Consider the following 21,658-nt stretch of genomic DNA (forward strand, 5'->3'; position numbering starts at 1 on the left):
GGATCAGGCTCCTGAATCAAGCGATTTGATGCGGATGGCGCGCCACCGGCATTTCGCGCCGTGGCCCCACCGGGATTCGCCAAAAAAGGCGTCATTATCGTGCACTTCCAGCGCGATATGGCCGCGTGTCCCGACGTAATCGAGCACCGCCTGCGGGTCATAATCGGGCATATCAATGGTGGCTGTGTCGATTTGCGCGACCTTCAGCCCGTTCACCCAGGTGGTGATAACCGGCAAAGCGCCCACGCAGCGAATGCGGATTTCGTTCCAGTCATCCCACTTCCAGACCTTCAGGAAATCCTCGACCGAGCCCGCATAGGACAGGCGGTCGATTTTCTCCTGCGTCACCGGCTCCATCGAGGTGGCAGGGTCGTCGGCTTCCAGGCCGATCACCTCGCCCGCCGCGTTCTTGCGCGCGCGCACGGCAAAGGGCACCGCGGAAAAACTGGCAAGGCCATTGCCGAAAAAACCACCAATGCCACCCGATTCACGATGGTCGAGCAGCACCTGATAGCCGGTCCAGTCCTGAAAGCGGCGACGCAGCATGATCCCCGTGTCGGCCGGCCAGTCAGGCCTTGCCTCCAGAACCAGCTCGAAATCGCCAAATGCCTCGTCGCTGACCAGATAGCCGCCATAGCCGGGCGTAGCCTGTTGGCCGATCACGGCGCCGTGTTCGACATGCCATGCCGCAGGGTGCTTTTCGGGTTCGACGGGCGGTGTGATGCCATGGGCGGCGAATATCGCGTCAACGCTTGGTCCGCCGGGGTACACGCTGCCATAGACGCGCGGTTCGGCGTGCCAGCCTCTCAGGCTTTCGCCATCGAACAGGCTGACAAAGCCTGTCTCGTCAAAAGATTCCAGATTCATCCTCGTCCCTTCGTGCTATGTCTGCAGACTGGAATAAGAATATTTAATGGGATTAAAAATTTTGCGCCAGCCCCAAAATGCGTTTCAAACACCCAAAACGCGGAAAAAATCCGACCGCGGCGAAGCGCGCAGCTATTCCAAAGGTGCCGCCAAACGCGAAGAAATCCTGACCGGGCTCATGGGGGCTTTGGCGCGGGGGGAATTGCGCAACCCGCCCTTGCGCGTGATCGGGCAGACGCTGGGGATCGAGCCGGCGCATATCCTGTATTACTTTGGCAGCCGCGAGGAATTGATGCAGGCGGTCATCCGCCGCTGGGACGAGGATGCCGCCGCAGGTTGGCGAAGCGACAACGGCGAGAAAATGGGCATCGATGAATATCTGGCGGCGATCGGTTTGAACGTGGGTAAGCCGGGTATCGTACACCTCTACCTTGCGTTCGCCGCTGAAGCGGTCGATCCCCAGCATCCGGCGCATGACTTCATTCAGCAGCGTTTTGAGCAATTGCATACGGTATTGGCAAATGCCATCCGCAAGGAGCAGGCCGAGGATACCATCCCCCCCGAGGCTGACGCGGACGCGGAAGCGCGCTGGCTGATCGCCATGGCTGACGGGCTGCAACTGCAATCACTGATTGATCCGACGATCGACGCGATTGGCCATATGCGATTGGCCGTGCAAAAGCTGCGCCGCGTATGATCCGCAGCCTTGCCCCGTCAGGCCAAAAAGGAACGCGGGCGGCAGGTGTCGCTAAGTGCTGGCTGGGGCGGGAGGAAAATCGCTGCATTTCAGTGCTGTGCAGTCTGCCCAAGTGGTCACGTTTGGGAAGCTGATGCAGACTGGCTCGATCAGGCGGGCGAGGGGGCGGTGAGGGCGACGGCCTGCTTCGACGATTTCAGGACTTTGCCAATCAAGCCAATGCGCTAAGGTGCTTTCATGACCTTTGGCGTTTTCATCCATCGATCAGACTCGATCTATAATGATAGCCCCGCTGAACGCTATCAGTTCCCGCCCCAATATCTCGGGCGGATCGAGCAATGCGTGGGCGATTGGATCATCTATCTCGAGCCCAGCAAGGTCAAAGACACGCGCGGTTATTTCGCGGTTGCCAAGGTTCAGCAGGTTATTCCTGATCCTAGTGCTCCTGGCATGTACTTGGCGATTATCGAGCCTGGCACTTATCTCGATTTTGCCACGCCCGTTCCCTTCCGTGGTCCGGACGGTATCATGGAACTGGGCGTGCTCAATGAGGCGGGCGGCATTTCGGGGCGCGCACAATCGGCTGTCCGGCCTTTGTCGCCTTCCGACTTTTACCGGATTGTGGACGCTGGTTTGCGGGAAGAGGCACCGCTACTTCCGCGCGTGGACGAAGCCGCCGACCAGAATGTGGTGCGAGAAGAGCGGGCCACCTTTGACTTCGGCATGCCGGTGGAACGGCAAAGGATGCTTACCTCGCGAACCGTGCGCGACCGGGTGTTCCGCCGCGTTGTGCTGCGAGCTTACGATGAGCGCTGCGCCATTACCGGCCTCAAGCTGATCAATGGCGGGGGCAGGGCGGAGGCAGAAGCGGCCCACATTCAACCGGTCGAAGCTAATGGCCCCGATGTGGTGGGCAATGGTATTGCACTATCGGGAACGGTTCACTGGCTCTTCGATAGGGGCCTGATCAGCCTGGATGATGATCTCAGCATTCTGGTTTCGCGCCACGCCAACGATCCAGATAGTATCAATAGCCTGATCAATCGCAGTGGGCGCGCGCTTCCGCCACTTCGCCCCGGCGATCGACCACATCCCCATTTCCTGAAATGGCATAGGGATAACTGCTTCAAGCTTTAACGTGGCGATCACGGCGCTCAAGTCGAGGGGAGTAGTGCTTTGACCAATAGAGATATGGAGATTGTCTGTGGCGTTAGGCTCAGGACTCGTTGATCACAGCCATAAGAGCACGGTGGCAGCCAGAGCGAGCGCGGAGAAGAACACGGTTGGGCAGCGATCGTAGCGGGTGGCGACACGGCGCCAGTCTTTCAGGCGGCCGAACATGATCTCGATGCGGTTGCGCCGTTTTGTAGCGCCGCTTGTCGTAATGGACAGGAAAAGAACGTGATTTCCGGCCCGGAATGCAGGGTGTGATGCCCTTTTGCTCAAGCGCGTCCCTGAACCATTCGGCGTCACAGCCCCGGTCGGCCAGCATCCATTGGGCTTGGGTAAATCGTCCAGCAAGGCTGCCGCGCCGGTGTAATCGCTGATCTGGCCGGCGGTGATGAAAAAGCTCAAGGGGCGACCATTGGCATCGGTGATGGCGTGCAACTTGGTGTTCATACCGCCCTTGGTACGTCCGATCAGGCGTCCGAGCCCCCCTTTTTTACCCCAAGGCTGGAAGCCGTGCGGTGGGCCTTGAGATAGGTCGCGTCGATCATGACGGTCTGAGGCTCGACCTTCTGGGCGGACAAGCCTTCCATCATCCGGGTGAACAGGCCCATCTCGCCCCACCGTTTCCAGCGATTATACAAGGTCTTGTGCGGCCCGTATTCCCTGGGCGCATCCCGCCAACGCAACCCGTTCCGATTGACGAAGATGATCCCGCTCCGCACCCGACGGTCATCGACCCGGGGTTTGCCGTGGCTCTTGGGGAAATACGGCGCAAGCCGCGCCATCTGCTCGTCCGTCAGCCAGTACAGGTTGCTCATGATCAGTCTCCTCCCGAAGCCTGAATCACATCGCCGCCCGCCAATCAATGGGGCCTGAGCCTAATCAATGCACATAGGCCCATGGTCGCAGCCGGAGACAACAGGCTGGCCCAGATGTGCGCCAGTCGCCAGAGGGCCGTTGCTTGCGACAACAGTAGCCCCCTTTCATCCAACCAGTGAATGTTGACCCACCGGCGGTGCGATGGGTCAACGATTTGATCAAAGCTCTACCGGGGGCGCCGAAACTCCATCATGCGCCAAATAACAAGAGTGTGTCGGTTATGCCTGCGGGAACAGCTTGAGTTGGCGCACATAGTCGGTGATCGAGATCGTGTCCTGTGCCACGGTGGAAGAGACCTGCGTCGTGCTCAAGCGCCGTGCCTGATCGCGCGGGGTCAGGCTGAGGAACCAGCCCAGAATCTGCGGTGCGGCCATGCGGATATGAACATTCTGCGCCTCGGTCCGCGATTTCATCGACTGGCTCTCGTGGCTTGAGGAGGCGCTGGCCGAGGAACTGAAGCAGAAAAAGCCCCCGCCTGCGGCCGAGCGCGATTCCACCAGCGAATGGACCGCACTGGTGGAAGAAGCGGTAGCCTTGAAGGTGATCTCGACATCCTTCACGATCAGAAAAGCGGTGGGCAGCGCTGGGAAAATAGCGTCGTTGAGCCCGCCCGAAGGTGCATTCACCGCCGCCCAGTCAATCACGCCATCCTTCATGGGAAAGCTGCCATGCGAGATGGTAGCGCCGGTGGTCTTGGACATGCCTTGGGTCAGCGCCAGCACCCCCGGATCGAGCCAAGGGCGCGACACTTCGACCTTGGCGGCCTTGAAGGCGATGCGGATTTCGGTGTTGCTATCCAGCGCCTGGCTGGCCTTGGTGGCGCTGCTGGTGGAATGGGTGCCGCTGCCGCTGCCGAAGAAGGCGCAGCCCGAATGGCGCCATTGGGTGGAATAGGAATCGGAAACTTCCGAGCTTTCTGTCTCCGAGGCCGAGAAGCTGAATTGCAACTCCATGAAACGGGGCGAGACATCAGACTTCTTGCTGGTGGACTTGTCAGGCAGGCTGGCGACAAAATCCTTGATAAGATCCAGCATGCGCTTGGACGAGATCGCGGTCTTGCTGTCGAGCACATGTTGGATGGCCTGTGCGCCGCGCTTGCCAGCAATGGCGGCCTTGGCCTTTTCGATCGCGGCATCCAGTTGGGCATCTGCCACCAGTGCCTCACCGGCGTCCTTGAAGGCGGCCAAAGCCAGCGCCAGCGTTTCGGATTGCGCATCCACCTTGGACTTGCTCAGCGCCTTCAGGCGATTGACCATGGATTGGACCGTGGCATCGTTGCTGGCGGTGTTATTGTCGCTGACATAGCTCTGGAAAGCCGATTTCATCGCATCGGTCAGAGACGACGTGAAGGTATCCTTGACGGTAGCGCCGGTGGCAGCGCTCGACTTGGCTGCGTCCAGCGCCTTGAGCAGTTGGGCCTTGGCGGTGGCCTTGTCGGCAGCTGTCTGCTCGGTGGGGACGGGCCCGAGGGCGATCGGCGTGCGTTTTTCGGCGGCAAGCGCGGCGCGGCCCACTTCGTCCTGCGCCTCGCGCAGATCCTGCAATTGCTGGGTTACCCGCGCGATCATCGATTTCACGCCGGAGAAACGCGCGGCCTGCAGCGCTACCGAATTGCGCGAGGCCTCGGCCAGCTCCTGCGCCGAGCGTTCCAGATCGAATTGCGCCTTGATCGCCTTTTTCTGCTGTTCGATCACCGCCTTTACATCATCAACGCCGAAGGGGCGCCCCTCCAGCTCGTCGGCAATCTCGCCGCTCATCGCTTCGGCTACGGCATAGGAATTGCTTTTGACCTTTTCGGCTACCGAAGCATCCACCACCTTGTCCTGATTGGCGGCCATCGATTGTTCGAAGGCGGTGGAAAACGGATATTCGGATTTGAGATAGAGCTCGGCCCCCAGAGCAACGGCATCGCTGCCCGTATTCATCAGGCCCTGCTGTGCTTCATCATGTGCGGCCTGGGCATCGCTGAAGCGTTTGGCCGCGGCGGCCAGCGCATCGTCGGTCGGCATCGACGAGAACAGGCTCTGCAATTGCGACAAGCTGGCCTGCAGGGCCTCACGCTTGGTTTTGAGCGCGGCGGTCAGAAATTGTGGATCTTGCAGCATATCATCGGGATTGGCATCGCTGTTGAGATAGAGAAACCAGTCCGAGGGCGTGAATTCCACTGGATAGAAATAGCCGCCATCCGAATTGGGCATGCGCGCATTGCGCAAGGCGGCCATGGCTTCCTCGATCTCGGTTCCGCCCGAAGGGCCTGCTTCTAGCGCGGCGAGTATGGCATCCATATCCGCAGGCGAGCAGACTGCGGTGACGCGGGCACGCGCGGCCTCGATCCCGGCAAGCCGCCCTTCGGCCAGCGATTCATACCATTCGACAAATGCCTCGCGCGGATCATCGCCCTTGGCTGCCAGTTCGGTCTTTTTGTCGAGGATCTCCTGCTCCCAGCGGGTTCGCTGGTCGATATAGCGCTGATAGAGCTCGAAATAATAAGTGCTCAAACTGCCAGCGAACGGCTTGCCATCCAGCATCGCCCCCTCGGCCACCGGCTGGTTCAGGAAAGCGCGCAAGGCATTCTTGACCTCGGGCATGACCGGGTTGCCATCGGGCACCAACACGCGCAAAGCTTCCTGAAACTGCGTGGAGACGCGACGCCCGTTCGAGCCGGCCGAAATTTTGGACAGATCGAACATTTGATCGACCAGCCGGCCTTCCGCTTCGCGCACGATGTCTGGTTTGAAACCGGCAAGGTCGTAGCTGAAATCATCGGAATTGAGCACGGTGCCGGGCATCAGCATGGTGAATAACTGATTCGGGTTGCTGCTGCCGAAAACCTCGGCAAGACGGTCGTAGATCTGCTCCATTGCACTGGCCGGCATAAATTCTCCAATGAACTACTTTAAAATTTCCGTTAGCCTACATAGTCAACATGACTAATCAAGCCCCTCGGAGAATTAGCCATGTATCTGCCAAAGTTACTCCAAACCGCCGTTGGCGATCGGTAGAGCCAGACACTGGGATGGCCGGTATTGGCTTCGGACGACGTTCCCGGCATTGCGTCGAAACGGCGAAATCTGGTCGGGTGGAGCCCCTGACGCATCCTTTACGTCCTTATCATCCTCACCTGTTCCCAACGGCTGCTTTCCATATGCCGGGGGCAACGCCTGTGGCCCGTTTGAATGCAGCGGCAAAGGCGCTTTCAGATTGATAGCCGACTTGGGCCGCAGCCTGCGCTACGGATCGACCGGAGCGCAGCGCATTCTGGGCCAGACGCATGCGCCATTGCATCAGGTAGGTCAGCGGTGGCACGCCCATCACGGCATGGAACTTTACCGCAAAACCGGTGCGTGAAAGACCCGCATGACGCGCCAATTCGCCCAGCCGCCATGGCCGCGCCGGATCGCCATGCATCGCCTCCAGTGCGGCAGTCAGGCGGCTGTCGCCAAATACTTTGAGCCATCCGGCTTCATCGGCCGAGGCATGGGCCATATAGGCGCGCAAGGTTTGCACGAACAGCAATTGGGCCAGCGCGCTGATCGTTGTCGTTCGCCCCGGTTGTTCGTTGGGGGCCATCTCCTCTACCAATTGCCGCACGATCCAGCCCAGCGGTTCCGCTTCGGCCACATCTCCACGCACATGGATCAGCGGCGGCAGGCTGCGGCGCAGCAGCGCTTCATGGTCGGCATCGATGTGCAGGCCGCCCGCTACCATCGAGAAATCGCAGCCTGCGCCATATTGGAAATGGCCATGCTCATCCGGCTCTGGGCAAGAATCGGCAGCATTGGCGATCCATGCCGCGTCGCCAGCCATCACCAGCGGCAGCGCGCTGTTCACCAGCAGCACATCGCCTGCCTGAAAACGCACCGGCGCGCTATCGCCCAGCGCGTACCATGCCTCCCCATGCGTAGCGGCACAGAACTTGACCGTATCGGAGCTGAACAGCGGGGTCGCCCATCGCCCGCCCGCGTTCATCCGGCCAAACACGCCGCCGCGCACCTGCATCAGACGCAGGATATCGGAAAGGAGATCGTCGGTCAATTTTGAACTATCCAGCATCAGTTTTGAATGTTCAAGCCTTCATCGTTCAAAGCCGGTGGTGCCATGGTGAAATCCTGTCACAAGGAGTTGCCATGTCTGCCCAAGCCCCCATCGCCTCGCCCTTTACCGCCAGCAGCACCGCGCAGGAGGTGATTGCAGGCATCGATCTTTCCGGAAAATGCGCGGTCGTCACCGGCGGCTATGCCGGATTGGGACTGGAAACGGTGCGCGTGCTGCGTCTGGCCGGGGCGCAAGTGATCGTGCCCGCCCGCGATTTGGAGAAGGCACGGCGCAATCTGGCCGATATGCCTGATGTGCGGATCGAACCGCTTGATCTAATGGATCCGACCTCGATCGATGACTTTGCTGGGCGCGTGCTGGCCGATCACCCCACGCTGGATCTGCTGATCAACAATGCGGGCACGATGGCGGGCCCCTTGCTGCGCGATGGACGCGGGTATGAAAGCCAGTTTTCCACCAATGTGCTGGGCCATTTCCATCTGACCTGCCGCCTGTGGCCCGCATTGACGGCGGCGCAAGGGGCGCGGGTTGTGGCGCTCAGTTCGGCCAATCACCATGCCGACATCGCTGCCCTGTTGCATGATCCCAACTTTGCGCGTCGCCCCTATGACCCGTGGCAGGCATATGCGCAGTCCAAGGCGGCCACCGCCCTGTTTGCCGTGGCGCTGGATGCACTGGGGCGGAGCAAGGGCGTGCGGGCCTATCCAGTCCACCCGGGCGGCATCTTCGAAACCGATCTGGCCCGTCACATGGATCCCGCCATTGCCGAGGCCTATGGCATGATCGACAAGGAAGGCCGCCCGATCATCGCACCGGAAAAGGGCTGGAAGAATTCGCAGCAAGGCGCGGCCACCACAATCTGGGCGGCAACCAGCCCGATGTTGGCGGCGATTGGCGGCGTCTATTGTGCGGATTGCAACATCAGCGCGCTGGTCGAACCAGGCAATCAGGCACTGACAACAAACGCGGTTTCCCCCTCTGTGATTGATCAAGTCAGCGCTGGGCGCCTGTGGCAAATCTGCGAGCAGCTAAGCGGGGTAGCCTTGGATTGAGACGAACGTCACTGTGCGGGCGGGCCTTCATTATTGGAGGTCTGCCTGGCACTGAAATGGTCGGTATTGGCGTCAACCGCCACTCCTGCCGTCCTATTGGAACGGCAATATCTGGTCGCCTCCTGCCTTTGGCAGTGCGTCTGAAATGCAGCGCGTCGCTATGCACAGGCCCTTGGGCGAGCACCGCTTTCGAGCAGGTGATGCTTGGCCCTTATGCCAGGCTGCTGATTGTCCGTCGTCGAAACATTTGGTGCAGCCTCTGGCCTGTGCGCGTAGCGAATTTTCGCAGTGGACGCGTGACCCCAAGCCACTCAGAAGTTATCCTATGTGTGATGCCGCCCAATCCCGCGAAGGCTCAGCAGGGCGTCTATTCGTCCCATCGCGGCGCCTCACCCATCGCCACCTGCGCCGAGGTGATCAGCGCGAAATCCTTGTTCGGGTCGCCGGCATCGGGAAACCGGGCTTTCATCAACTGGATCAGATCGGTGCTGTCCTTGGCCTGCGCAACCATCTCGGGCCATGCTGCGATATAATCGCGGGTGAATTCCAGCCCAGACCGGTCGTGCGGCATGCCCTTTTTCTCGTGACCCGGCACAACGATCAACGGATCAAGTGCCAGCAGCATATCGATATTGCACGCGTATTCGGCGATCTGCTCGGGCGTCGATTCCACAAACCACAAAACCACCTGATTATGCACCAGATCCGAAGGGAACAGCGCCCGGATCGAGGGCACCCATAGCGCGGTGTTAGTCGGATGATCGCCCTGCATCGGCCCAAGGATGCGGATCTCGTTGCCTTCCAGCCACAGCGTGTCGGTGCCGGGGGGCAGCGGCGCGGGGGCGGTGGGAAAGCGCGGGCCATTGGCGCCCAGATCGGTCCAGCGCGCCTGTTTGAACGGCAGCGAATGCCAGATCGCGGCGACAACCTCTGGATGGGCCACAAATGCCGCGTTCGGGAATGCCTGCCGCACCACCTCTGCCGAATAGTAATGGTCGGGGTGGTTATGTGTGACGTATATCGTTTCCAGTTCCAGCCCTGAATCGAGGATCTCGGCAACAACTCGATGCGCGTCGGCGCGGGTAAAGGGCGTGTCGATCAGCATCGCTTTTTTAGCGCCCTTTAACAGCACCATGTTTGCCGCAAAGGAGCGATCAGATGTGCGGATCGCCTGATAGGTCAATTCTGTCATGTCAAAGCACCATGTAATAGCGGATGATATTGCCCATTTCCGTTCGCCGCCCCACGCCCACAAAGGCATGGCGTGCCAGCCAGTCGTGCTTTCCGGTGGGGGCTTCGAATGTGGTCATGGTGCGGAAATAGACATCGGCCGGGTCGATGGTCTCGCGGCTGCGGCCTTGGGCCACGCGTTCAAAAGCCTGCATCACCTGCGCGTTGCGGCCCCAGATATAGGCGCGCGTGTTCAGCATGAACACGCTGCCATCGCGCTCCTGAAGCATATAGCGCGCATCCCCCTGGATCACGCCATCGTCGCGAAACAGCGCGAAATCGCCGCCACTTGCGGGAAGCGCGAGGCCGGACACCAGCGGTCCGTCGAACTCGCCGCCATCCAGCGCAACCATGCCCCGTGAAGAGCCCTGCGGCATGCGGGCGACTTTGGGCAGGGTGCGAAAGCGCAGCCGCACTTCCAGCGCGAATTGGCAGCGCGGCATGAACGGATCAAGCGGTTCGGAATCAGGCATCTGTCTCTCCTGTTGTCTTATGCCGCGCCCAGCAGCCCACCATCCACCACCAGACGCGTGGCGGTTACATAGCTGGCGCGCTGCGAGGCAAGGAACAGCACGGCATCGGCCACTTCGCGCGGCGCGCCCAGCCGGCGCATCGGCGTGCCTGCGGCCATCTGCTCCATCACGGCGCCTGCTGCTTCGGGCGGGATGCCAGGGGTGTGCTGCATGATCGGCGTATCAATGCCGCCGGGCACCACCACATTGACGCGGATGCCCGCGCTCACCAATTCGCCGGCCAAGGCATTGCCCAGCACTTCGATCGCGGCCTTGCTGGCGGAGTAGACGGCGGCACCCGGCCAGATACGCGATCCGCCCACCGATCCGCACAGGATGATGCTGCCGCCAGCAGTCATGTGCCGGCACGCGTGCTGCGCCAGAAAGAACGTGCCCTTTAGGTTCACGTTCATCACATTGTCCCACAGCGCTTCGTCCACGGAATCAAAGGGCATGATCGCGCCGGTGCCGGCATTGGCAAAGACCACGTCGATCTGGCCAAAAGCGGCGGCGATGTGATCGATGGCGCGGCTGATTTGCGCCACATCGCCCATGTCGGCCACCACCGCCAAACCGCCAGCTCCCAGCTCCGCTACCGCCGCGTTCAACCGATCCGCATTTCGCCCAATGATCGCCACCTTTGCTCCAGCCGCCGCAAAGGCCCGCGACGTTTCCAGCCCGATGCCACTGCTGCCCCCGGTAATGACCACGCATTTTCCGACAAATTCCTGTGTCATCTCAGGCCTCCACCGGCAAAGCGCGGCCTGTCACCGGATGCGCATAGGATAACGGCAAGGCAGAACGCTCAGGCCAGACCTTGCGGGTGGCGGGCAGCAACCTATCCGGGCCAATCGGGCTTTCGGGATAGGGGGGCAGCGCAGGCGGAAGATCGGTAACCGTATGCGCCCAACCTTTGTCATATAGCGCTTGCCATTGCAGCGCATATTCCAGCCTTGCGATCTTCCAGACGCCGCCCTCGCGCACATAGGCGTTTTCATATAGCCCGGCCTCATAGACCTGTGCGGGCAGGGGCCCATTACCGCCCGGGCGGCTTTCGTGGCTGCCCAGCATCAACAGCGCGCGGAAACGGCCGGTTGCTGTTTGCCCATCCGGGGCAACGGAAATGACATCCTGCAACAGGAAGTGGTCGGCAAGAAAACCATGCACCGGTCCTCGCGCCCCGCCGGTATAGGCCGTCCCCAGAAAATCGACATAGAGCCGCCGCAAGCTGGCATGGCCGCGATAAACGCCCGACAGGAACACCGCCTCGCCATCACGAGCGAACAGGTCGATCACCTCATCATACCAGCAATAGTCCATGAAATAGCCATAGGCATGGTGCAGGCGGCGGATCGCGGCTTCGTCCTCCTGCCGTTGCAGCCGAACAGCCATCGCCGCCACCTGCGCTTCCAATTGCGCCAGCCTGTCGCTCATCCTGAGGTATCCTCTTGTGTGTTGGGTAGAAGATGCCAGAGAAAAACCTGTTGAACAGCGGCGCTGATTGAATAGTTTTGATCAGGATTTTTTATGAAAGACACATCTATGCCGCCCTCTGGTCCCACTTCGCTCGACCATTTGCGCCTGTTGCTGGCGGTGGTGGATACGGGCAGCTTTACCGCTGCTGCACGTGCCACAGGGCGCAGCCAGCCGGCGGTTTCCTATGCCATCGCCACGCTGGAGGGCCAGTTGGGCGCAGGTCTTTTCCTGCGTGACCGGCGGCGTCCTGTGTTGAGCCCAGCAGGTGAGGCGATCACCGTCTATGCGCGGCGCATCTGCATGCTGGCCGACGAAATGGAAGCGCGCGTCGCCAGCAGTCAGGCCGGGGTTGAAACGGTTCTCAGTTTGGCAGTGGACACGTTTTATCCTACCGATGCGCTGGCCAGCGCTGTGTCGGACATGGCGCAGGCTTTTCCCTCGGTGCTGGCTGATATTCGTGTGGCTTCGCGCGATCATGTGTTGGCGGCAGTGGCAGAAAAACGGGCAATGCTGGGGCTAAGCGCGATTGATGGGGCATGGCCGCAGGGCATCGAGGCGACGGATTTCGGCCAAGTAGAGATCGTGGCAGTGGCTGCCCCCGGCCATCCACTGGCGGCGCATTCGGCGCCTATTCCCAACGCATTTTTGCGCGAATACGTGCAGGTCTCGAACAAGACGCTGGAGGGCGCGGGCGATGCGCATGATGTGGCGGTGAATTCGGCGCGTGTCTGGCGAGTGGATGATCTGGCCACACAGGTGGCATTGGTGCGCGAGGGCATCGGCTGGGCCTATTTGCCGCTGCACGCCGCGCAAGGCGAAATCGCGGCTGGACGCTTGGTGCGGTTACATCCTGCCACGCGGGCATTGGGCGCGCAGCCTTGGTCGCTGTTTCACCGCGCCAACCAGCCTCCAGGCGCTGCGGGGCAATGGCTAATGGCGCGATTGAGCCTAGTCATCTGAACAAGAACTTTGTATTTTGCCATTTCGGTCACCTTTCCGTTCACAGGTCGACTGTGACGCTCTCGCCCGTCAGGCGATACGAACCACCATCGAAGCGTAGCCGAAGGGTGTCCGCCTTCTTGGCCCACTCCTGCATCTTGCGGTTGCGTTCGGTAGCTTCAGCAAAAGCGGCTGCGAGGGCTGAAAACAGGCTCCGCATGGCCTCGATTTGTGGGAAGTAGATCAACAAGAAATCAGGCGTGTCAATTTGCGCTAGAATAGCAGAAAATTGTTGATTCATATCATCGACAATAGCCTGCCGATCTTTTGAGAATTTTTCGGCTTTTTGGTGATCTCGCCACATTGACCAACCTTCAATGACCAAGCCTATTCCAGCTAAAGCACCATTAGCGAACCGTGCGGCCTTAACCGCACCATAAGGCCTGAACTTGAAAGCCGGCATCACCCAATCGCGAGCCTTCAGGATCATCGTGTTGTTGATCGTGACACCTTTAGCTTTGTTAGCAACTTTGCTCAGCATCCCGGTTACAGCCCCACCGCCTGAACCAGTTGCGACGAAATCAGCGCTCATGGTGACGAGTTGCTGACTAATTGGGCCAAGTTCGCGCGTGAACATGTTCGTGATCGCCGCTTTCACTACAACCCCATCCGCCCCGATCTTGCGGTCAAAGAATTCCTCGAAGCTGTCAATGTCGGTATTCTTAGCTTCGGTAATGAGGTCTCCGAAGTAGTCCACCACTTCCCGGCGAAGCGCGATCTGTGCCTCAGCAGCTTCGCGCTGGTAGCGAGCTAGTCGTGGCCGCTCCTCTTTGGCCCTTCCTTCAGCTATTGCGGCTTGCCTCTCGGAATCTTCTGCCGCTTGGCGCGCGGGGAGAAGTAAGCGCTCTGTCACGTCTCGAAGGATTGTTACTGCGGTTTGGCGCTTTGCCTCTTCCGCCCCTCCGATAGCTCTGACTTTCTCAGCTGTAGCCAGTCGCAGGTCGCCAATATGCGAAAGTCGCGCATATTCGTCAGGGCGTCCAAACCAGCTTGAAATCCCTTCATCAAACGGATTGGCTGCGACGCCGACGATAGAAAGGCTGCCCTCCTCCTCAATGGTTAGATTTACCAGATCCTTGAGGCGCAATATTATATTATTTTTCTTGATCTCAAGGTGTCTTGCATAATCAGCATCATCCTCGACATCGGCCACCATATCAAATCGACCGATAACGAACACCGTCCGCGATAACAGGTTCAATTCGCGGAAGAGCCAGTTCAATTCTTCTTTATGACTCTCTTTCAAGGGGTTTGAGGGATTGAGAACGTAGAGAAGAAGATCAGCCTCACTCACGTACTTCCGCGTCATTTCCTTATATTTTTCGCCGATGCCATCGCTGATATTACTTTCCTTGAAGCCGAACAGACCTGGTGTATCAACCAGTTCCACCTCGTCGCTGGCATCGTAAATCGTGACGGCATTTGACGATTCGCTCTGGCTGATTTTCATATCACCGGGCAACATGCCCAACCATGCGGCCGCGAGCGATGTCTTGCCTTCGGAAAAACCACCAACCAGAGCAACTTTAAGCTTGCCTGAACCGACAGCCTCTAATTTGCTAATTTTTTCCTTCAGATGGGGTGGGAGCTGAATCCCAAGATTTTCGCCAACTTCGAGGAAATTCAGGATATCGGTCACGTCGCGCGCATGCTCATTGGCAGTCATGTTGAATCCTCACGGATAGATCAGTTGAATTTGTCATTGTTCATCAGCGCCTACATGGCGGTCTCTAACCCCGGAGACAAAACTCCTTCTACGTACCAGCAGATCCGAGCGTTGTCGCTGATCAAGCACTTTAACTCGTGAGAGGCGCGCCTCACAGATCGATCGGCATTTTGAAGTTCCTCTTCAACGCTTCGCAGTGGGTTCATCAATCCAAGGACATTGGCTCGAAGATTGTCTTCCATTGTCTTCAGTGCCTCAACGATATTACGTTGGATATTAGGTTTAATGCTGTCGAGATTTTTGTTCAAAGATTGACGCTGCTGATCCTTCATATAGTCACGACTGAAAAAATTCCAAACGCTTCGCACAAAGCTAAATGCAGTAGTAATAGCTGCAATGGCTCCAAACGTTCCTCCAGTGAGTAGCGTAATGGCGATTCCACCAGCAACTCCCAATAAACCACCCCAATTTATTCCACTACTTGTATCAACATTGACGGCATGCAAAAATGAGGAGGCAAAGGACGGACTTTCGAAAGCATGTGCATCTTTCAGATGCTTTTCGACTAGATAGAGCGCTTCCTTGCAGGATTGGTAAGTGCGCTTAACGATGCCGCTCACCCTTGCATTAACAGTATCGGGCAACCTCGCCTTTTCTTCTTCAAGTATCTGTTCAAGTTTGATTTTCAGCTCCTGGTCTCCGCCTAACCCACTTTTGATTGCCTCCAGCATTTTTTCTCGCACGCGTTTAACGCAGCCGTTTGTCAATTCATCGGTTAGACGATTCATGCCTTTCGAGGCGTCATCGGCGATCAATTCAAGTTCAGGCCCTAGCTTATCTAGTTGATTAGAAAGCTCCCGAACTGGAACAGCAAACTGCTTCTCGGCTTCTTGATCCAGCAATGAAATCGCCTCTTCGATGGGAGGCGCCAGTTTCTTGATGTTTGCGTTGATGATATCATCTTGAGACGGGACGTTCTGCCTCAGCAATTTTCCCAATTTTTCGACGCTGCTGCATTCCAGCAATTTTTCGATACCGATCATCGTCACAAATTTTTCACGTTGGGAAATGAAATCGCTATTGGTCGGCAAGCTATTAGCCAGCGCAAAGAATCCGGGAAGAGCGCTCACAGCAATGTGGCACTGATAATGCTCGCCGAGCACTTCACGCATTTTACCGTCGAGGGAGTGAGGTCCCTTTGATAGGCTTTCCTCTTCACCATGATTGATCAATGCTGAATTGATGGCGCGTGGATTTTTTATCTTTTTATTATAAATAGCCCATACTTTTGCTTGAGGCTTGAGCTGTCGCTTGATCTTTTCTAACGTTCCTTCTCGATGCTCATCTCCGCCCTGCGGGGGACGAGCATCGGCGGTCACGTAGAATACGGCATGTGCGTTATTTATCGCGTGTTCGATCTCCGCAATGACCTCGGTTTCTTTCCCTTCGATGCCGGGAACATCGATAAGGTTGAAGCGCGCGCCATCATATTCGCAAGGATAAGAGGTGGCCTTACGCGTGTAGTCAGGCAAACCATTACCAATTGAATCACCCTGATTTTCCTCGGCAGCGTCAAATAGGGCGCGCAATGCCTCAATCAATGTGGATTTGCCTGCGTTCGTCTCGCCATAAAAGGCGATGTTCGGCTCTTTCCAATCGAGAGATTGCCAGATTTCCTTAAGTTTTTCGTCGAGCCGCTGCTTACTCTCGCTTACAAGACGGTTTGCTGCGACTTGTGGGCCAAAATCGTCTTCGCTCCCATTTGTTGCCGAAGATGAGGTATCTTGGACTGACTGATCAAACCGAAACATTGGCCATTTAACCTCACGAAAAATAGGCCCTCCTCACACAAATAGCTGCGACTGAAGATGCGCCCGTAAGGCCGAGTCTCCGTCGCCGGCGCGAAGGCTTGATGTACCCATATCCCTTTGAGCGCGCCTAGCGAAAGCCATTAAATACTCAACCATCTCTTTCACAATGGCTTTCTTATCAGTGGCCTGCTGCCGGTTTGCTGGACACCGAGATAAGCTTCTTTAGGCTACCCCAGCCTGGCGTTCAAAGTCGATGGGGCTGAGATAACCCAGGGTCGAATGCCTGCGGGTGGGATTGTAGAAACGCTCGATATAATCGAACCCGTTCGGTCTTGAGGGAGGAGAAGAAGCTCTCCATCGCCGCGTTATCCCAGCAATTGCCCGATCAGCTCATGGAGCAGGTCACGCCATTATCCTGCATCAGGCGCTGGAATTGCTCACTGGCATATTGGCTGCACTGATCCGAATGATGCAGCAAGGCATCGGGTTTGCCCCGGCGCCAGATGGCCATCATCATGGCATCCGCCACCAGTTGGGCCGTCATGGTCGCGCTCATCGACCAGCCCACGACACGGCGCGAAAACAGGTCGATGACCGCCGCGACATAAAGCCAACCTTGGGCGGTCCAGATATACGTGAAGTCTGCCACCCACTTTTGGTTCGGCGCATCGGCCACGAACTGACGATCCAGCACTTTGGCCGCGACCACTGACTTTTCGCCATGATCCTTGGGCAGGCCACGCCGGCGCGGTCTGGCGCGCAATCCTTGCTGGCGCATCAGGCGCTCGATGCGATGCAGGCCGCAATTCACACCGTCAGCCAGCACGTCATGCCAGACCCGCCTCGCGCCATAGGTCCGGTCGATCAGTGTAAAGCTTGCCCTGACCTTGCGCCCCACCTCGATGTCGCTTCTGGCGCGCGCCGATGGGGCACGCACCAGCCAGGCATGAAAGCCACTGCGCGAGACACCGAGAGCCCCGCAAAGCCACGATACCGGCCAGATCCCCCGATGCTTCGCGATGAAGGCAAACCTCATATCGAGTCCTTCGCGAAGTAGGCCGCGGCTTTTTTTAGAATATCACGCTCCGCCTTGAGCTTGGCCACCTCTCGACGCAGGCGCTGGATCTCCTGCTGCTCGGTCTTCATCTGGCCGTGCCCAGGAAAGGCATCCTGCTTGTCGGCCGCAAACTCCCGAACCCATTTGCGCAACACGTTCTCATGCACATCAAGATCGCGGGCGGCCTGTGCAACCGCTACCCCGCGCTCCTTTACCAATCTTACCGCTTCAAGCTTGAACTCGCGGCTGAACTTCCTTCGTTGCATCGATGCTCTCCGGTTGATGAAAACACCTTATCTCGGTGTCCAGCAAACCGGCAGCAGGCCATTGTGCCGGGGCCAGTGCCGGGGACAAATCGCTACGACATACCTGCGCATGATCGAGCATTGGATCGAATTAGTGGGCTCGAAAAGCGTGCCGTATCGACCTCTCTTTCACCGCTTGAAGCATGGGAGCAAGGCCATGCAGCTTAAGCTGAAAGGGGTCTATGCCCAACATAAGAAATTGAGCAATGGCCGCCTGAAATCATATTATTTTCTTAGAGGTTTCGGCGCTCTCAAGCTGTTACGAGAGGATGACGGTGAATCTTTCTACCCCGGTTCGCCAGCTTTCATGCGCTCCTACCACGCTGCTATCGACGTACCGCGAAAGGCTCGTACCACCGGTACGCTGCAATCAATCATTGATGGGTACCAAAAAAGTTCGGCATTCTCAGGTCTCGCACCGCGAACGAAATCTGATTACCTCAAACATCTGGCAAAAATACAAAATGCTAGACTTACTGAGAAGGCACCAGCGTTCGCAACATATCCTTTGGATACGTTGGAGGATCCCAAAATCAGGCGTCGACTTCTCGATTGGCGGGACAAGATGGCTGAAAGTTCTCCGCGGCAGGCGGATGCAACCTTTGGCGTGCCTAGGATCATTCTCGAGTGGGCGAGGGATCGCGGTATGATCTCGCACAATCACGCCACGCAACCAAAGAAAGTCTACAAGGCGGACCGCTCTGATAAGCTTTGGCTGCCACAGCATTTGGACGCGTTCCGCGCGGTGGCTGATGAACCTTTGCGTCTCGCTCTCGAGTTGGCCTTGTGGACCGGTAAGCGACAAGGTGATCTGTTGGCACTGGAGTGGGGCGCGTACAAGGATGGGCGCCTGTCATTTCGCCAGGGCAAGCGCAAGCGCAAAATCGACATGCCAGTTGAGGCCTCGCTAAAAGCATTGCTCGATGCGCTGCCGATCAAGGCGGCAACGATCATGACAACATCGGCGGGGCAGCCTTGGGGCAAGATCAATTTTTAGCACCATTGGCGAAGGGCGACCCTAGCAGCGGGTCTGGATGGTTTGCACTTTCATGACCTGCGCGGAACCACATGCACGATGCTGGCTGATGCCGGATGCACGCCGAGTGAAATCGCTGCCATGCTGGGATGGACGGTATCGACAGTCAATCAGATGCTTGACCGGTATCAGGCAATGACTGCGACGCAGAGTAATTCTGCGGTTGCCAAATTGGAGGCTATGCGATGATGCCTGCGAACTGGGCTGCGAACTGCCCCTGTGGATATCCTGTGGGAACATGCATAAGTCTTTGGAAAGACTTGGCTGGGGCGGGAGGATTCGAACCTCCGCATGGCGGTACCAAAAACCGCTGCCTTACCGCTTGGCTACGCCCCAGCAGGGTGGATCAGATGTCCACAATTCACCGACCGCTTGTGTCGGGAGCGCCGCCTCTAGCCGCAATCGGGGGCAAAGGGCAAGAGGAAAGCGCGCAAATTTTCCACCACACAGGATCATCTCCGGCGGCGGTGCATCAAGCCCCGCCGCCGGGAGAGCGATCAGAACCCCTTGACCGTGCGGTTCAGCACTTCGGGGGGCAGAGTGTCGAAATCGGCGGCGTTGTGGCGTTCGATCAACCCCTTGCGGTTGTTGACCAATCGTCCGCGCAGCACGCCGGGGCGCGGGTCGATCTCGGCCACCCAGCGCTGGACGTGTTCATATTCGTGGCACGACAGGAAGGTGGCCGCGTCATTATACGCCTCGCCGCGCATGAAATTGCCGATCCACGTATAGGTGGCGATGTCAGCGATCGTGTAGTCCTCGCCAGCCAAGAAGCGGCTGTCGGCCAGACGGCGGTTGGCGACGTCAAACAGACGCTTTGCCTCCATGGCATAGCGGTTGATGGCATATTCGATTTTCACCGGGGCATAGTGGTAGAAATGCCCGAAACCGCCGCCCAGAAACGGCGCGCTGCCCATCTGCCACATCAGCCAACTCATGCATTCAGCGCGGGCGGCGCCTGACGAGGGCAGGAACATGCCAAACTTTTCCGCCAGATAGACCAGAATGGCGCCCGATTCGAACACGCGCACCGGGGTGTCGCTGCTGCGATCCATCAGCGCGGGGATCTTGGAATTGGGGTTGATGTCGACAAAATCGCTGCCGAACTGGTCGCCCTTGGAAATGTCGATGAACCACGCGTCATATTCGGCCTCAGTCACACCGGCGGCCAACAGTTCCTCGAACATGATGGAGACTTTTTGCCCGTTGGGCGTGGCCAGCGAATAGAGCTGGAAGGGGTGCGCACCCACCGGCAGCGTGGCCTCATGCGTGGCGCCAGCCACCGGGCGGTTGATATTGGCAAAGGCGCCGCCGCTGGGGGCGTCCCAGGTCCAGACCTTGGGGGGGGTGTAGTCGTCGCTCATCACGGGCTCCTGCTGGCGCCGTGCCGGGGAAGGGCGGGCGCGGGGGTGTCGCCGCCAAAGGTAGGCACGCGCCCGCCCCCGCGCCAGAGTGGACAGCGCAGATTTTTCCCACGCCCGCGCCGGTTTGACCGCAGGGCGAACAACACAAAAGGGGCGGCCACCGTCAGGCGCCGCCCCTGTTTTGCACACCAAAGTGGCGGGGATCAGCCGATCTTGACCACCCAGCCATGCGGATCGGGCGCCGACCCGCGCTGGATCGAGACCAGACGGTCCTTCAACCGCGCGGTCAGTTGGCCGGGGCCGCCGCTGCCGATGGTGAAATCGCTATCGCCCTGCGCGACGCGGCCCACCGGCGTCACCACCGCCGCCGTGCCACAGGCAAAGCATTCCAGCAGGCGGCCAGAGGCGGCGTCCGCGCGCCACTGGTCGATGCTGTAGCGCTCCTCGCGCACATTCAGCCCTTCCTCGCGCGCCATGGTCAGCAGGCTGTCGCGGGTGATGCCCGGCAGGATCGTGCCCGACAGCGGCGGGGTGATCAGGCTGCCATCGTCCAGCGCAAAGAACAGGTTCATGCCGCCCAGTTCCTCGACCCACTTGTGCTCGGCCGCGTCCAGGAACAGCACCTGGTCATGCCCGCGCTGGAACGCCTCGGCGGTGGGGACAAGCGACGCGGCGTAATTGCCGCCGCACTTGGCAGCGCCCGTGCCGCCCGGCGCCGCGCGGGTATATTCGCTGACCCAGATCGACACGGCCGGCGCGCCCGATTTGAAATAATTGCCGGCGGGGCTGGCGATGACGATGAACTTGTAGCTCTTGGCCGCGCGCACGCCCAGAAACGCCTCGGTGGCGATCATGAAGGGGCGCAGGTACAGCGAGGCGCCATCTTGTGCCGGGATCCAGTCGCGGTCGGCCAGAACAAGCTGCTTCACCGCCTCGACAAAGGTTTCCTCGGGCAGGGCGGGCATCGCCAGACGCGCGGCGCTGGCGTTGAACCGGGCGGCGTTCGCCTCGGGGCGGAACAGCGCGATGCTGCCGTCCGGGTGGGTGTACGCCTTCAAACCTTCAAAGATTTCCTGCGCATAATGCAGCACGCTGGCCGCCGGATCCAGCGCGATGGGGCCACGCGGGCCGATCACGCCATCATGCCAGCCGCGCCCTTCGGTCCATTCGATCACCACCATGTGGTCGGTGAAATGGGTGCCAAATCCGGGATTGGCCAATACCGCCGCACGCGCCTCGGCAGAGGTGGGGGCGGGGTGGGCCATGCGCGACAAGGTCAGGGCGGGGGCATCAAGCGTGGTATCGGCGGCGTTCGCCATGGGTGGACTCCTGGGGACTGCTGCGTCGCCCTTTGAACGAAAATTACGCGCCATGCAACCCGCAAGCAATAAAAAAACTTACGCGCGCGCCAGCGCAGAGCTTCAACCACTCCCTTTAGCATCCCGCGCAAGGCTGTCATGCCCCTGTTTGCGATTTTGCCG

Annotated in this window: 16 protein-coding genes, 1 tRNA gene and 3 pseudogenes; 6 read left to right on the plus strand and 14 right to left on the minus strand. The window is 58.9% G+C overall.

The window, feature by feature from the left end; all coding sequences use genetic code 11:
* Positions 1–3: 3 nt before the first annotated feature.
* Positions 4–867, minus strand: coding sequence for a 3-keto-disaccharide hydrolase (locus GTZ99_RS02640; protein ID WP_161716719.1), 864 nt, complete (start codon positions 865–867; stop codon positions 4–6).
* A 223-nt stretch (positions 868–1,090) separates the two neighbouring features.
* Between GTZ99_RS02640 and GTZ99_RS02645 the strand changes: the two genes are divergently transcribed.
* Both GTZ99_RS02645 and GTZ99_RS02650 read left to right on the plus strand, forming a co-directional pair.
* Positions 1,091–1,564 carry a TetR/AcrR family transcriptional regulator gene (locus GTZ99_RS02645; protein ID WP_161716720.1) on the plus strand — a complete coding sequence of 158 codons (474 nt, stop codon included), beginning with the start codon at positions 1,091–1,093 and terminating at the stop codon, positions 1,562–1,564.
* A 237-nt stretch (positions 1,565–1,801) separates the two neighbouring features.
* Entirely contained in the window at positions 1,802–2,701 is a 900-nt protein-coding gene (locus GTZ99_RS02650) for an HNH endonuclease (RefSeq protein ID WP_161716721.1), read from the plus strand.
* A gap of 93 nt (positions 2,702–2,794) precedes the next feature.
* Here the strand turns inward: GTZ99_RS02650 and GTZ99_RS02655 are convergent.
* The 3 genes and pseudogenes from GTZ99_RS02655 to GTZ99_RS02665 all read right to left on the minus strand — a co-directional run bounded on the left by GTZ99_RS02655 (position 2,795) and on the right by GTZ99_RS02665 (position 7,648).
* Positions 2,795–3,552: pseudogene (locus GTZ99_RS02655) on the minus strand (IS5 family transposase).
* Positions 3,553–3,831: 279 nt separating this feature from the next.
* Entirely contained in the window at positions 3,832–6,474 is a 2,643-nt protein-coding gene (locus GTZ99_RS02660; RefSeq protein WP_161716722.1) for a hypothetical protein, read from the minus strand.
* Positions 6,475–6,730: 256 nt separating this feature from the next.
* Complete coding sequence (locus tag GTZ99_RS02665) at positions 6,731–7,648, minus strand: AraC family transcriptional regulator (RefSeq protein ID WP_161716723.1); 918 nt, start codon at positions 7,646–7,648, stop codon at positions 6,731–6,733.
* Between the two features lie 92 nt (positions 7,649–7,740).
* On the opposite strand from GTZ99_RS02665, the gene GTZ99_RS02670 reads away from it, so the two are divergent.
* Positions 7,741–8,721: an SDR family NAD(P)-dependent oxidoreductase gene (locus GTZ99_RS02670; protein ID WP_161716724.1), complete on the plus strand. Its 981-nt coding sequence runs from the start codon at positions 7,741–7,743 to the stop codon at positions 8,719–8,721.
* Positions 8,722–9,088: 367 nt separating this feature from the next.
* Here GTZ99_RS02670 and GTZ99_RS02675 read toward each other — a convergent pair whose 3' ends face one another.
* From GTZ99_RS02675 to GTZ99_RS02690, 4 genes are read right to left on the minus strand one after another with little or no spacing between them, the layout of a single operon-like run.
* Positions 9,089–9,913, minus strand: a complete 825-nt coding sequence (locus tag GTZ99_RS02675) for an MBL fold metallo-hydrolase (RefSeq protein WP_161716725.1) — start codon at positions 9,911–9,913, stop codon at positions 9,089–9,091.
* A 1-nt stretch (position 9,914) separates the two neighbouring features.
* Complete coding sequence (locus GTZ99_RS02680; RefSeq protein ID WP_161716726.1) at positions 9,915–10,424, minus strand: DUF3237 domain-containing protein; 510 nt, start codon at positions 10,422–10,424, stop codon at positions 9,915–9,917.
* Between the two features lie 17 nt (positions 10,425–10,441).
* Positions 10,442–11,200 (minus strand): SDR family NAD(P)-dependent oxidoreductase, encoded by a 759-nt coding sequence (locus GTZ99_RS02685; protein WP_161716727.1) that lies wholly within the window; start codon positions 11,198–11,200, stop codon positions 10,442–10,444.
* A gap of 1 nt (position 11,201) precedes the next feature.
* Positions 11,202–11,897 (minus strand): nuclear transport factor 2 family protein, encoded by a 696-nt coding sequence (locus GTZ99_RS02690; RefSeq protein ID WP_161716728.1) that lies wholly within the window; start codon positions 11,895–11,897, stop codon positions 11,202–11,204.
* Between the two features lie 93 nt (positions 11,898–11,990).
* Here GTZ99_RS02690 and GTZ99_RS02695 point away from each other — a divergent pair, with 93 nt between their 5' ends.
* Complete coding sequence (locus GTZ99_RS02695) at positions 11,991–12,899, plus strand: LysR family transcriptional regulator (RefSeq protein WP_161716729.1); 909 nt, start codon at positions 11,991–11,993, stop codon at positions 12,897–12,899.
* A 40-nt stretch (positions 12,900–12,939) separates the two neighbouring features.
* On the opposite strand, the gene GTZ99_RS02700 is transcribed toward GTZ99_RS02695, so the two are convergent.
* From GTZ99_RS02700 to GTZ99_RS02710, 3 genes and pseudogenes are all read right to left on the minus strand, one after another.
* Entirely contained in the window at positions 12,940–14,604 is a 1,665-nt protein-coding gene (locus GTZ99_RS02700; protein WP_161716730.1) for a LeoA/HP0731 family dynamin-like GTPase, read from the minus strand.
* A gap of 50 nt (positions 14,605–14,654) precedes the next feature.
* Positions 14,655–16,415 carry a GTPase gene (locus GTZ99_RS02705; RefSeq protein ID WP_161716731.1) on the minus strand — a complete coding sequence of 587 codons (1,761 nt, stop codon included), beginning with the start codon at positions 16,413–16,415 and terminating at the stop codon, positions 14,655–14,657.
* 222 nt (positions 16,416–16,637) lie between these two features.
* Positions 16,638–17,738: pseudogene (locus GTZ99_RS02710) on the minus strand (IS3 family transposase).
* A gap of 196 nt (positions 17,739–17,934) precedes the next feature.
* On the opposite strand from GTZ99_RS02710, the gene GTZ99_RS02715 reads away from it, so the two are divergent.
* A complete protein-coding gene (locus GTZ99_RS02715; protein WP_161716732.1) occupies positions 17,935–18,774 on the plus strand; it encodes a site-specific integrase in 840 nt (279 codons plus the stop codon).
* 15 nt (positions 18,775–18,789) lie between these two features.
* A pseudogene (locus GTZ99_RS17100) lies at positions 18,790–19,002 on the plus strand (helix-turn-helix domain-containing protein); the annotation flags it as partial.
* A gap of 72 nt (positions 19,003–19,074) precedes the next feature.
* On the opposite strand, the gene GTZ99_RS02725 reads toward GTZ99_RS17100, so the two are convergent.
* From GTZ99_RS02725 to GTZ99_RS02735, 3 genes are all read right to left on the minus strand, one after another.
* Positions 19,075–19,149: transfer RNA gene (locus GTZ99_RS02725), tRNA-Gln, on the minus strand.
* A 161-nt stretch (positions 19,150–19,310) separates the two neighbouring features.
* Entirely contained in the window at positions 19,311–20,177 is an 867-nt protein-coding gene (yghU, locus tag GTZ99_RS02730) for a glutathione-dependent disulfide-bond oxidoreductase (protein WP_161716734.1), read from the minus strand.
* Between the two features lie 203 nt (positions 20,178–20,380).
* A complete protein-coding gene (locus GTZ99_RS02735; protein WP_161716735.1) occupies positions 20,381–21,496 on the minus strand; it encodes a branched-chain amino acid aminotransferase in 1,116 nt (371 codons plus the stop codon).
* Between the last annotated feature and the right edge of the window lie 162 nt (positions 21,497–21,658).

It is taken from the genome of Novosphingobium ovatum, from assembly GCF_009909235.1.
Classification (GTDB): domain Bacteria; phylum Pseudomonadota; class Alphaproteobacteria; order Sphingomonadales; family Sphingomonadaceae; genus Novosphingobium; species Novosphingobium ovatum.